Source organism: Nonomuraea sp. NPDC048892, assembly GCF_040649735.1.
GTDB lineage: Bacteria > Actinomycetota > Actinomycetes > Streptosporangiales > Streptosporangiaceae > Nonomuraea > Nonomuraea maheshkhaliensis.
This window is the reverse complement of the sequence record NZ_JBEZFZ010000021.1, coordinates 23649-35774: the sequence shown is the minus strand read 5'-3', so window position 1 is coordinate 35774 and position 12126 is coordinate 23649. Positions and strand designations below refer to the sequence as shown.

The 12126-nt window shown below is 72.7% G+C and carries 9 protein-coding genes; 5 read left to right on the top strand and 4 right to left on the bottom strand.

Annotation, left to right across the window (positions count from 1 at the left end; translation table 11 throughout):
• Positions 1–101 precede the first annotated feature (101 nt).
• The 3 genes from AB0C28_RS42420 (at position 102) to AB0C28_RS42410 (ending at position 6947) form a co-directional block, all read left to right on the top strand.
• A complete protein-coding gene (locus AB0C28_RS42420; RefSeq protein WP_358081278.1) occupies positions 102–2309 on the top strand; it encodes a hypothetical protein in 2208 nt (735 codons plus the stop codon).
• A gap of 26 nt (positions 2310–2335) precedes the next feature.
• Positions 2336–4621 (top strand): hypothetical protein, encoded by a 2286-nt coding sequence (locus AB0C28_RS42415; protein ID WP_358081275.1) that lies wholly within the window; start codon positions 2336–2338, stop codon positions 4619–4621.
• Positions 4622–4742: 121 nt separating this feature from the next.
• The gene (locus AB0C28_RS42410) at positions 4743–6947 is read left to right on the top strand and encodes a hypothetical protein (RefSeq protein ID WP_358081272.1); all 2205 of its coding nucleotides are present in this window, start codon (positions 4743–4745) and stop codon (positions 6945–6947) included.
• Here the strand turns inward: AB0C28_RS42410 and sigJ are convergent.
• The gene (gene sigJ, locus AB0C28_RS42405) at positions 6892–7785 is read right to left on the bottom strand and encodes an RNA polymerase sigma factor SigJ (protein ID WP_358081270.1); all 894 of its coding nucleotides are present in this window, start codon (positions 7783–7785) and stop codon (positions 6892–6894) included. The two genes, AB0C28_RS42410 and sigJ, sit on opposite strands and share 56 nt — an antisense overlap.
• 92 nt (positions 7786–7877) lie before the next feature.
• On the opposite strand from sigJ, the gene AB0C28_RS42400 reads away from it, so the two are divergent.
• A complete protein-coding gene (locus AB0C28_RS42400) occupies positions 7878–8264 on the top strand; it encodes a hypothetical protein (RefSeq protein ID WP_358081268.1) in 387 nt (128 codons plus the stop codon).
• Here AB0C28_RS42400 and AB0C28_RS42395 read toward each other — a convergent pair whose 3' ends face one another.
• Both AB0C28_RS42395 and AB0C28_RS42390 read right to left on the bottom strand, forming a co-directional pair.
• Positions 8265–8666, bottom strand: a complete 402-nt coding sequence (locus tag AB0C28_RS42395) for a hypothetical protein (RefSeq protein WP_357852829.1) — start codon at positions 8664–8666, stop codon at positions 8265–8267. It lies immediately after the preceding gene.
• Positions 8667–8800: 134 nt separating this feature from the next.
• Positions 8801–9745, bottom strand: coding sequence for an AraC family transcriptional regulator (locus tag AB0C28_RS42390; protein WP_357852832.1), 945 nt, complete (start codon positions 9743–9745; stop codon positions 8801–8803).
• An 87-nt stretch (positions 9746–9832) separates the two neighbouring features.
• On the opposite strand from AB0C28_RS42390, the gene AB0C28_RS42385 reads away from it, so the two are divergent.
• Positions 9833–10912: an acyl-CoA dehydrogenase family protein gene (locus tag AB0C28_RS42385; protein ID WP_358081265.1), complete on the top strand. Its 1080-nt coding sequence runs from the start codon at positions 9833–9835 to the stop codon at positions 10910–10912.
• A 10-nt stretch (positions 10913–10922) separates the two neighbouring features.
• On the opposite strand, the gene AB0C28_RS42380 is transcribed toward AB0C28_RS42385, so the two are convergent.
• A complete protein-coding gene (locus AB0C28_RS42380; RefSeq protein ID WP_358081262.1) occupies positions 10923–12056 on the bottom strand; it encodes an NAD(P)/FAD-dependent oxidoreductase in 1134 nt (377 codons plus the stop codon).
• Between the last annotated feature and the right edge of the window lie 70 nt (positions 12057–12126).

Here is a 12126-nt window from a genome sequence, read left to right as displayed (position 1 = left end):
GAACGTCCCGATCCGTATGCGGCCCCCGCGACGCGACCCGTCCTAGACCATTTCTGTCAGGTGAACGGCGGGCCTGAACGGACATTTGTCACAGTCGGCCCGTGGAACACGACGAGCTCATGGAACGGCTGGCGCGCTTCGGCGTGCTGCGCCGGAGCTACGGCGACGCCGCCCGCCACCTGGTGCCCCTGCTGGCGCCGAGCGCGCTCGTGCTCGTGCCGCTGAGCCTGCTCGCCACGCTCGTCCTGGTCATCGCGGTGAACGACGGGCTCATCGTGGTCAACGGGGAGCCGGAGCTGACGGACGTACCCGCCGGGGCGTCATGGGTGTGGGCGGCGGCGGTGCCGGTCGTCTGGCTCGTCCTGGCGGTGCTGGTCTTCCCCGCGATCGTGACCGTGGCCGCGGGACGGCTGCTCGGCCGGCGGGTGCCGCCGGTCGCCGCGCTGCGGGCGGCGGCGCGGCGGGCGCCGGCCCTGCTCGCCCTGGCCCTGCTCGCTCTGGCCTGGCTCGCCGCCGTCGTGGCCGTCGCGTTCTGGGTGCTGCTGGTCCTCGGGCAGGGGTGGATGTGGATCATCGGGACGGTGCTGCTCCTGGCCGCCCTGCCGGCGCTGCTTGCCGTGCCGGGCGTCGTGCTGGAGCGCCGCTCGGCGCCGGCCGCCGTCGTGCGCGCGTACCGGCTGAGCGCCCGGTGGCTGCACGTCACCGCGTTCACGCTGCTGATCGGCACGGTCGCGCTGCCGCTGGCGGCCGCGTGGGCGCTCGACCGGGGTGTGGACGGGCTGTCAGGACCGGCGCTGACGATCGTGTCCGGCACGGCGGGAGTCGCCCTGTCGTTGCTGGTCACGCCGTTCCAGGCCATGGTGGTCACCCGTCAGTTCCTCTACCACGTGGCCAGGTTCCCGGACGCCGGCGCGCTCGGCGGCATCGTCGAACGGCTGCCCGCCGGGCCCTCCGGTCCGGCCAGGCCCGTGCCCGTGCTGGTGTCGCTGCTCCTGCCGGGGCTGGCGTTCGGCGCCATCGTGCTGGTCAACCCGCTGGGCCTGCCGGAGATCGCCGAGACATACGCGCAACAGACGCTCGCCCGCGATCCCGCCTACTTCGACGAAGGCTCGGCGCGCTTGTCTCCAGGAGAGTTGCGGGCCGTGTTCGCGGGGCCCGGCGAGGGCGTGACGGTACTGACCGACTCCGGCTTCGACTCCGCCTCTCAGCTGCTGACCTGCTCCGACGTCCGGTGCACGCGCCTTTCCAACCGCTGGGGCGGCAGGAACGAGCAGATGCGCGAGGCCATCCATCCTCCGTCCGCGGCCACCAGGCTGCCCGACGGGCGGCTCCTGGTGGTGCGGTGGGAGCGGACGGAGGACAGGTGGCGGGCCCGGCTGCTGACCTGCGACGGGCGCGGCTGCCTCGACGCGCCCGGCGGCACGTACGTCACCCAGGTGCGGGACCTCCATCCGCGCCCGAACCTGGCGCTGGCCGCACGGCCCGGCGGCGGCGTGGTGCTCGTCCAGGCCGCCGAGGTGCCGGCGGGCGACTTCGAGCCGTCGGTGGCGGAGACGTTCTCGCTGATCGTCTGCGACGACGTCGCCTGCTCCCGGCCGCGGACGAAACCGGTCGCGCGGGTGAATTCCCGGGCGTTCGTCCGGGCTCCGCACAGCCTCGCCGTCGCCATGGGGCCGGGCGGACGCGCGGTCGCGGCGCGGCTGGACAGCCTGACCGGCGCCCTGCACGTGATCTCCTGCGCGGACCCGGCCTGCGAGCGGGTACGGGTGCGCCGGCCGGTCGCCCCGATCTGGGAGGACCTTCGCGAAGCGGGACCCACGGCCGAGGTCAACCGGCGCTTCGACGAGTCCGGCGACTACGGTCACCTGGCCGGAGTGTCGCTGGCCGTGCGGGCTGACGGCCGCCCGCTGATCGCCTATCGCAGCGCGGTCGGCGGCGCGGTGCACCTGCTGGACTGCCGCACCCCGGACTGCGCGGCGGGCGATTCGCTCATGCTGGCCCCATCGGGGGTGGAGCACGCCGCCCCCGCGCTGGTCCTGGACCGGTCCGGGCGGGCGCTGGTCGCCTACCAGGACCTCGAAGGCCGCCGGATCATGCTCGCCACCTGCTCAGGACTCGACTGCGCCGTCGTCCCCGTACGGAACATGCGCCACGGCCCCGGCCCCGCCTTGGCCATGACCCTGGACGGCGCGGGACGGCCGTACATCGTGTGGACGGACGTCGGCTACGCCGACGCGGAAGTGGTCATCACCGTCCCGCTCAACCTGCCCTGGCCACACCAGACCCGATCGCCGCGCGCCGTGCGGTGATTCCGGCGAACAGCCCGAGAGGGACGATGAGGGAGAGCCTCGCCATCACGGCGGACCAGCACCTGGACACCTGGGACGAGCTGCGGCGGGACTTCGTGCTGTGGCGCGCCTACGGCTCCGCGGGGCGGCACCTGGTGCGGCTGCTGCCGCCGGCGCTGCTGGTGTTCCCGCCGATCGGCCTGCTCGCCGTGGCCGCGTTCTTCGTCGTCCTGGACCCGTCCTCGACGGCGATCGTCAACGAGAGTTACGACCTGATCGGCCCGCCCGGCACGCCGCTGCTGGTGTGGTCGGCGGCGGTGCTCGTCGTCTCGGTGGCCGGGCAGGCGCTGGTGCTGCCCGCCACGGTCCTGCTCGCCGCCGCCCGGCTGGCCGGCCGGCACGTCTCCACCTCGGACGCGATGCGAGCCGCGGCCCGGCGCCTGCCCGCGACGTCGATGCTCGTCCTGCGCGGCGCGATCGTGGTCGCGGCGATCCTGGTGGCCGGGTACGTGCTCATCGTCGGGCTGGACGAGCAGGTCGGGGGCTACCTCGTGATGGTGGTGCTGCTCCTGCTGGCGATGCCGTGCCTGCTGGGGGTGGCGGTCGTGGTGCTGGAGGATCCGGCGGGTGCGCGCATTCGGACGGACCGGCCGGCGGACCCGGTGGGTTCGCTCGGCCGGACGAACTGGCCGATGGGACCGGTGGACCCGTTCGTCGGGACGGACCGGCCGGTGGGGCCGCTGGGCCGGGCGTACCGGCTGGCGAGGGGCGCCACCTGGGGGAGCGCGCTCACGCTGGCGTTCGGCGTCGTGTTCTTCCCCGCACTGATCACGCAGGTGGTGAACGGGGTGGCGTCCGGGACGCCGCTGCTGCGGGCCGGAGCGGTCACCGTCGTGACGCTCGTCCTCGTGCCGTTCCAGGCGATGGTGATCGCGCGCCTGTTCCTGCACCGCCTGGCCGCCAAGGACAGGATCGCCGCGTTCGACGCGGTCATCGACGGCCTGCCGGCGAGTGCGCCGCGCCCGACCAGGCCGGTGCCGCTCCTCGCGGGGCTGCTCCTGCCCGGCCTGCTGTACGGCGCCGTACTGGTCAATCCGCGGGGCCTGCTGGAGGTCTCCGAGACCATCATGAACGTCAGCAGAGCGGGCGATCCCGGCGTCGAGACGGTCACGGAGGGCACGCGCTCGAAACCTTCGATCGACTGGCCGGACCTGCGTGCCCTCTACGCGGGCCAGGACGGGCACATGGTCATGCTCATGGACGGCTCCGCTCAGGCGAAGCTGCTGACCTGCGCGGACAGCGCCTGCACCCGGGGCCGGCTCACCTGGGCCGAGCCTGAGGCCGCGGCCGGCGAGTACCCGGCGACCGGCGCCCGGCTGGCGGACGGCCGCATCGCCGTGACGAGCTGGGCGATCGACGAGATGTACGTATCGGTGTGGGACGAGAACTGGACCGCCCGGCTCGGGCTGCGGCTCTGCGATGCCAAGGCGTGCGTCACGGCGGCCGGGGGCGAACCGCTCGCGGAGGCGACGGAGGCCACCAAGAGCAGGGTGCTCGCCCTGGCGGCACGGCCCGGCGGCGGCCTGGCGCTCGCCCAGCTCCGTGCGATCCCCCTCTGGAAAGAGGACGACGGCTTCACCGAAGTGCTCTCGATCACGACATGTGATGATCCGTCCTGCGCGCGGCGGCGTACCAAGGAGGTGGCTCGGCTGCCCGGCAACGAGGAGACGGAGATCATGCGCGAGCTCGTCGCCGGGGTGGGACCTGACGACCGGCCTGTCGTCCTCGGCGTCGATCGCCACACCGGCTCGATGGTCGTGATCTCCTGCGACGACCCCGCCTGCGCCCGAACCCGGACCGAACGGCCCCTCAAGGACGAGTCGCCTTATTTCGATCGGGATCGCCGGGCTCGCGCCGCCATGGCGATCCGTGCCGACGGCCGCCCGCTGATCGTCTATCGGGACGTGACGGACGGCGCGATCAAGCTGCTCGACTGCCGCGATCACGCGTGCGCGCAGGCCGGCACGGCGACCCTGACCGAGCCGGGCGAACGCCACTCGATGCCGGCGCTGGCGCTGAGCCGGGACGGGCGCGCGTACGTGGCCTACCAGGACGTCGACCGGGCCCAGGTCGTCATCGCCACCTGCACGGGAACGCGCTGCGCGCGGACCCCGGTCGCACGGATCCGGCAGGGCGGCGACCACGGTCTGGCCATGGCCTTGGACGGCCGCGACCGTCCGGTGCTGAGCTGGGTCGACTTCGCCGGCGAGGACGATCTGCCGACCGGCGACGAGTGGTCCCTGGTCGTGACCGCGCCCCTCACGTTGCGGTAGACCACGAACGCCGGACCGGCCTTATGCGTCGGCGACGCCGAGCCGGCCGCCTTCACGTCGGCCAGACCATTTTCGGCAAGTCGCGAGAAAGCCGACGACACGTCCTGCCACTGTTCCACCTGTGACCTCGATGCAGCACGTCGAACGGCTCCGCGCCTCCCCCGTGCCGTTTCTGAGTTACCTGGACGCCGCGCGGCGCCTGATGCGGCTCGCTCTGCCCGGCGTGCTCGTACACGTGCCACTCGCCACGCTGACTCTGACGGCGCTGACGGCGACGGCCGGCGACGCGGCGGCGGTGGTCGATCAGCGGCTCCAGCTGATCGGAAACTCCGATACCGCGCTGACGATCTGGACCGTCGTCGTGGCGGTGGTCGCGGTGGCGGGGCAGCTCGTGGTGTTCCCCGCCACCGTGCTCATCGCCGCGGGTCACCTGGTGGACCGGCCGGTGCCGCCGGTGGAGGCGCTGCGGGCGGTGGTGCGGCGGCTGCCGTCTCTGCTCGTGCTGCTCCTGGTCGGCGTGCTCGCCTTTGGGGCGATCTGGGCCGCACGGGCGGGCGTGCGGGCGGTGACCGATCGGCGCCGGATGGGCGATGTGCTGCCGGTGCTGGCCGGTCAGGGCTGGCTGGGTGACGTGCTGCTGGTGGCGGCCGTTTTCGCGGCGCTGCCTGGGCTGCTGGCCGTGCCCGCTGTGCTGCTGCACGGCTGTGGCGGACTGGGGTCGATCCGGCGCGCGTACCGGCTGACCAAGCTGCGGTTCCTGTCCACCGCGGCGACGCTGGCCTTTGGTGTGGTGCTCGTTCCCGGCGCGGCGGCGTGGACGGTGGCGGCCGGGCTCGATCTGCTGCCCGGCGCGCTCGCATCCCTCGGCTGGGGGCCGGCCGGAACCGTGCTGGTGCTGGCCGTCACGCCCTTCCAGGCCGCGGTGGTCACGCGCCAGTTCCTGCATTGCATGGCCTGGCGTACCGAGGTGGACGACACGGACCTGACGCACGGCCTGCCCGACGGCGCTTCGCCGGGTCCGGTCAGGGTGGGTCTCGTGCCGGTGGCGCTGGTGCCGGGGCTGCTGTTCGGCGGGGTCGTCCTGGTCAACCCGTTCGGCCGGCCCGAGATCACCGAGACGAACGTGACGGAGTCGTGGGTGCCGCAGAAGTTCCCCTTCCTCGCCCACGAGCGGCGGCCGGTAGTGCGTCCGTTCGATCTGCGCGCCCTGCACACCGGACGCGGCCCGCGCCTGATCGCCGTGATGGACGGCGCCGACGACGACGCCGGCCTGCTGGCCTGCGCCGACCCCTCGTGCGGGACGGCGAGTTTCGAGTGGGCCGAGCCACGCGACTCCGGCACCCGGTGGGAGCCCGGCGCGGCCAGCGCCCGCCTGCCCGACGGGCGTCTCCTGCTGACCACCTGGGCCTCCTCCCGGCTGGAACTGCTCACGTGCGAGGCGACAGGATGCGTACGGAGCAGCGGAGCCGTCGCGACGACCCGCTCCTCACGGCCGGACACGGTCGGGGTGGCGCTGGCCGTGCGGCGCGGCGGCGGCCCGGTCGTGGCCCACGCCGAGGCGGATCCGGCGGACGGTGACCGGCCGGAACACGACGTGCTCGCGTTCGTCCTCTGCGCGGACCCGAGCTGCGCGCGCCCTGAGCGCAGGCAGGTCGCGCGGCTGGAGCGGACCTTGTACTGGCCGACGTTCGCCAACCTGGCCGTCGCCGTCGGCCCCGACGACCGTCCGGTGGCCGCCCGGTACGCCCCCGCCACCGGCCACATCCAGGTGATCTCCTGCCAGGACGCCGCCTGCCACCGTCCGATCACCACCAGCCCCGTGCCGCCCGCGCCGCCGGGCCTCGACACTCTGCCTTGGACGGCCGGTCTGGCCCTGGCGGTACGCCCCGACGGCCGTCCCGTCATCGCCTACCGGGACCCGCGTGACCAGATGAACAAGCTGCTCGACTGCCGCACCCCCGACTGCGCCCAGGCCGACGCGCGCGTGCTGGGCGCCGGCGGCGAGCACGACGCGGCCCCGGCGCTGGTCCTGGACCACTCGGGGCGGCCGCTGGTGGCGTACGAGAGCAGCGAGCACCGCCGGCTCATGCTCGCCGTCTGCACCGGTGCCCGCTGCGAGCAGATCGCCGTGTCGAAGAACGAGAACGGCTTCGGCGAACGGCTGGCCATGACCCTCAACGCCGACGGGAACCCCGCGATCGCCTGGATCGATCACAACTCCGCGCAGACCGGCCTCGACTGGAACCTGCACGTCACCACTCCGCTCAACCTCACCCCGTCCACGCCCCCAGCTTCTCGGGGTTGCGCACCGCCCAGATGCGGGTGACGCGGCCGCCTGCGACCTCGAACGAGGCCACGGTCGTGACGACGCCCGCGACCTCGGCCACCAGGCCAGGAATACCGTTGACCGACCGCTCCACGAGCTCGATCCCTGGACTCCGCTCGGCAATGGCGAGCAGGTACCGGGCGACGCGCGCGCCCCCTTCGACCGGGTGCGGGACGGTGCCGGCCAGGCCGCCGCCGTCGGCGGTCATCACGGCGGCCGGGTCGAGGAGGTCGATCAGGGCCGCGATGTCCTTCGCCTCCCATGCCCGCTTCACCCGCCGGATCGTCTCGGCCCGCGTGGCCGGCGGCACCGGGGTCCGCGCGACGCCCACCCGCCTGCGGGCGGAGGACGCCAGTTGCTTGCAGGAGGCCGGGGTGCGGTCGAGGATGCCGGCGATCTCGGCGAAGGGGTAGCGGAAGACGTCGTGCAGGACGAACGCCACCCGTTCCGCGGGCGTCATCGACTCCAGGACGACGAGGAAGGCCATCGACACCGATTCGTTCATGACCAGCTGGTCGGCGGGGTCGGCCCCGTGGCCGTGGTCCCGCTCGGCGGGGTCGGGCAGCGGCTCGGGCAACCACGCGCCGACATAGCGTTCCCGCCGGGCCCGCGCCGAGCCGAGCACGTCCAGGCAGATGCGGCTGGTCACCGTCGTCAGCCAGGCGCCGGGGGACACGATCTCCTGCCGCCGGCCCGGCGGCAGCGCGTACCAGCGGGTGTACGCCTCCTGTACGGCATCCTCGGCCTCGGCCGCCGAACCGAGCAGCCGGTAGGCGACGTTGATCAGGTGGCGCCGCGCATCGACCGTCTCGTCGGCGCCGGTCCCAGCCGTCCCCATGCCGTCGCCTTACCTTTCGCGGGCCCACGTCGTCAACCTGGTGAGACCCTATCCACCGACGACCCCACGGGGCGGAACAGGGGGACCATGACATGGCCACCCGCACGACGGCACAACGTCGCTTCTCTTTCCTGCGGATCGCGATAGCGCTGCAGACTCTGACCATCTTCCTGCAAGCGGTCTCCGCCGGGCTGCTGCTGACCACCCCCTACGCGGAGGCCTACGGGGAGGCGCTGCACAGCGCCGGAGCTCGCGTGATGTGGGGGTCGTCGCTGCTGTACGTGCTCGCCGCGGTGCTGGCGTGGAAGCCGGGCGGCGGCCCGCTCCGGCCGGTCTGGTACGCGGCCGGATTCCTCGTCCTCGCCTCCGCCCAGGTCGCGCTCGGCATCGCGCACGTGCCGGCGGTCCATCTTCCCCTGGGCGTGTTGATGTTCGGGCTGAGTGTGCTGGCACTGGCCAGGCAGCGTCGTACGGGCTGATCAGTAGATGCGGTACTTCTTGCCGCAGTTGTCGAACTTCCCGGCCCAGCAGGTGAAGGTGTAGACCTTCTTGATGCCCTTGCCGCTCCAGGCGCCGACGACTTCGCCGTCCCAGGACTTGTTGAACTTCTTCCAGTGACCGCCCTGGTAGACCTCGAACCAGACCCAGCCCTTCTTACCGCCGACCTTGTCCACCCCGTACCACTTCGTGAACACCTTGCCGTGCGACTTCCACGTCTTGCCGAACGTGTACGCCTTGTGGTCACTGGAGAAGAACTTCCCCCAGCTCACCGTCGTGGTGGCCGAGTGAGTGGTGGTGCTGGCCTGCGCCGCGGCCGGGCTCACCGCCAGACCCGTCAGAGCCGAACCGACCAGTGCCGCGATCGCAAGAGCCTTACGCATTTCGGGTTCCTCCCCTGTCTTTCGTTCCGCCGGGGTGCTCCGGCAAGAGAGACATTACGGAGACGGCAACGGATCATCTGTGGACGAATCCACACACCGAATGTGATCGCCGCCACACACCCGCGACCTGAGCGTCAGCGACTGCCGGACACGGCGTCGCGGCCGTGGGCCTGTGCCGGGTCGGCTCCCGGGTCGGCTCCCGGGTCGGCGCGGAAACGGCCTGGTGAGACGCCGTACTCGCGGCTGAAGGCGCCCGAGAAGGCGAACTCGTTCGCGTAGCCGACCTGCCGCGCGATCGACGACAGCGGCGCGTCGGTCTCGCGCAGGAGCCGGGCGCCGCGGCTCAGCCGCCAGCCGATCAGATAGCTCATCGGTGGCCGACCGGCCACCGCGGTGAAACGCCTGGTGAACGCCGTTTTGGGCAGGCCCGCAACCTGGCTGAGGCGATCGACCGTCCACGGCTGCTCCGGGTGCTCGTGGATCTCCCGCAGGGCGGCGGCGATGGCCGGGTCGTGGGTGTCCGGCCATCCGTCGGCGCCGCGCTGCTCGTGCCACTGGCGCAGTACGTGGACCAACATGAGGTCGAGCAGCGCGGGCAGGGTCGCCTCGCTGCCCATCTGGGCGCCCGACACGTCCTCCTTGAAGAGGTCGACCAGCACCCGCAGCTCGGGACGGGCGGCGTAATCGGGTGACACCGCGATGAGGTCGGGCAGCACGCGGAGGTACTGCGGCGTGTGGCCGGGATGGAGCTGGTAGGAGCCGCACAGGAACTCGAAGTCGAACGGCCCGGGCGCCGGCGGGATCGGCCCCATCTCGACGAGCGGCAGGCCGGCGAGCGGATGCGGCACGCGGCTCAGCCCGTGCGCGGCGCCGGAAGCGGCGAGCACGACATCGCCGGGCCGCAGTGCGACGGGCTCCTCGTCCTCGGTGATCAGCCAGCAGGAGCCGCGCAGCAGGATGTGGATCCCGCTGCCGTCGAAGGCGGAAAAGCGGATCCCCGTGGGGCCCGACTGTCTGATCACGCGGCCGGTCGCGCTACCGACGCGAACGGTGCGAATCACCTCGCTGAGCAGGTCCACCCTGTCGATGCTAGCCGCACAAACGCGTATGACCCGGCACGGTTCACGTATGTCCCGCTCAACAGGGGCGATGGTGGGATGGATACCGTGATCAGTGACTTCTCGCAGAGTGAGACCCATGACATCCTGCGCGCCCATGCCGGGAAGACGGAGCAGGACGGCCGTCCCGCCGCGGAGAGCCTCGACGCGGTGCGCCGGCTCGGAGCCCTCCGTCTGCGGACACCACGGGAGTACGGCGGCACCTGGGCGGGCGCGCAGGCCATCGCCCGCGCCCTGAGCGATCTGGGCCGGGCCTGTCCGTCCACGGCCTGGGTCGCCGGCACAAGTGCGACGGCGAAGAACATCATCGCCGGATGCTTCTCCGACGACGCGGTGCTGCGCGAGGTCTTCGCCGATCCGGACGCGCTGTTCTGCGGGAACGGCGTTCCCGCCGCCGGCGGCGAGCGGGTGCCCGAGGGCGTCCGCGTCAACGGCCGCTGGGCGAACCTCTCCGGGTGCGAGGACGCGGCGTGGGCCACGCTCGCCCTCATGGTGGACGGCCGGTACTCCTTCGCCGTCATACCGGTGGCCGACCTGGTCATCGAGCGGACCTGGCACATGGCCGGCATGCGCGGCACGGGCAGCCACACCCTCGTCGCCGAGAACGTCTTGGTGCCGGCCGAGCGGGTGGCGGCGACGAGCCCGTTCGGGAGCGGCGACCTGATCCTCTACACCATGGCGGTGCTGGGGCCGGTCGTGGGCGCCGCGCGGGGCGCGCTCGACACGATCGACGCGATGTTCGCCTCGGACCGCAAGCCGTTCATGAGCGCGTACGCCGGCATGGGCGAATCTCCCGGGGCTCGGCACTGGCTGGCGGAGGCGACCCTCTTGGTGAACCGCGCGGAGCGGGCCATGATCGCGGTGGCCGCGGCAGTGGACGCGAACGGGGTGCCCGACGGCGACCTCCCCCGCCTGCACATGGAGTTGGCCGACGCCGCCCAGGACTGCCGCGCCGCGCTCGACCGGATGCTCGACCTGCACGGTGCGAGCGGCTTCAACACGGCGAACCCGCTGCAGCGGTACTGGCGGGACGTCTCCGTGGGCAGCCGCCACCCGCATCTGAACCCGTACCTGGGGATGGAGAACTACGGAACGGCGCTGGCCGGACCACAGAAGTCGGCCGGCTGAAGCCCGCGGCTCAGGCCGAGGTCCGCTCGCCTTCGGCCATGTGGGCGAGCAGACTGTGCGGCGCGTCGTCGCCGAGCATGACCGCGTACATGTCGTCCCCCGAGTCCGCGGCGGCGGCGCGGGCGAACATGTCCTCCTCGTACGCGGCGAGCGCGGCCTCCACATCGCCGGGGTGCGCGGCGAGGGCCTGGCCGAGCAGGGCGCCGTCCTGCATGGCCAGGTTGGCGCCTTCGCCGTCCGGCGGCCTGAGGTGGGCGGCGTCGCCGAGCAGGGTCACCCCCGGCACGCGGTCCCAGCGATGCCCGGCCGGCAGCGTGTGGAGACGGCGCAGGATCGGCGGGGTGTCGCTCTCCGAGATCAGCGCGGTGAGCTCGGGAGCCCAGCCGTCGTACTCGGCGACGACCCGCGCGGCCACGGCCGCGGCGGCGGTGAGGTCGAGGCCGGCCGGCCAGTCCTGCGGCTTGCTGAGCTGCGCGTAGACGTGCAGGGTGCCGCCTCCCTCCCGGTGGGCCAGCAGCCCCCTGCCCGGCGCGAGCGCGAACAACGATCCGGCGCCGACCGCCTTCGCGGCGGCGGGATGGCGGGTGTCGCCGTCGAACAGGAATGTCTCCACGACCCAGACGCCGATGTACTGCGGGACGGCGGGCGACAGAACCGGCCGCACGCGCGACCAGGCGCCGTCCGCGCCGACGAGCAGGGACGTGACGAGCGTGGCCCCGCCGGCGAAGGTGACCTCGTGCCGGCCGCCGCCGATGGCCCGCACGCCCGTGACCTTGTGCCCCCAGCGAACGGCGCCTTCGGGCAGCGCGTCGAGCAGCGTCTGCCGTAGCGCGCCGCGCGGCACCTCGGGGCGCGTGCCGGTGCCGTCGTCGGGCTGGTCGAGCAGCACGCTCCCGGTCCTGTCCATGATCCGGTACGACTCGCGGCCGGGCAGGACGAGCCGGCGGAACTCCTCGGCGAGGCCGGCCACCGCCAGCGCCGGCTCGCCGTTCCACGGATGGATGTCGAGCAGCCCGCCCTGGCGGCGCGCGGCCGGCGAGGGCTCGGCCTCGTAGACCGTGGCCGGGATGCCGTGCAGGTGCAGCACGCGGGCCAGCACCAGGCCGCCCAGCCCTGCTCCGATGATCGTGATCGGTGTTGTCATGATTGCGCTCCCAAGATTGGATCGTCAATCCAAAACGCTAGCACGACTTTGGATCGACAATCCATTCATG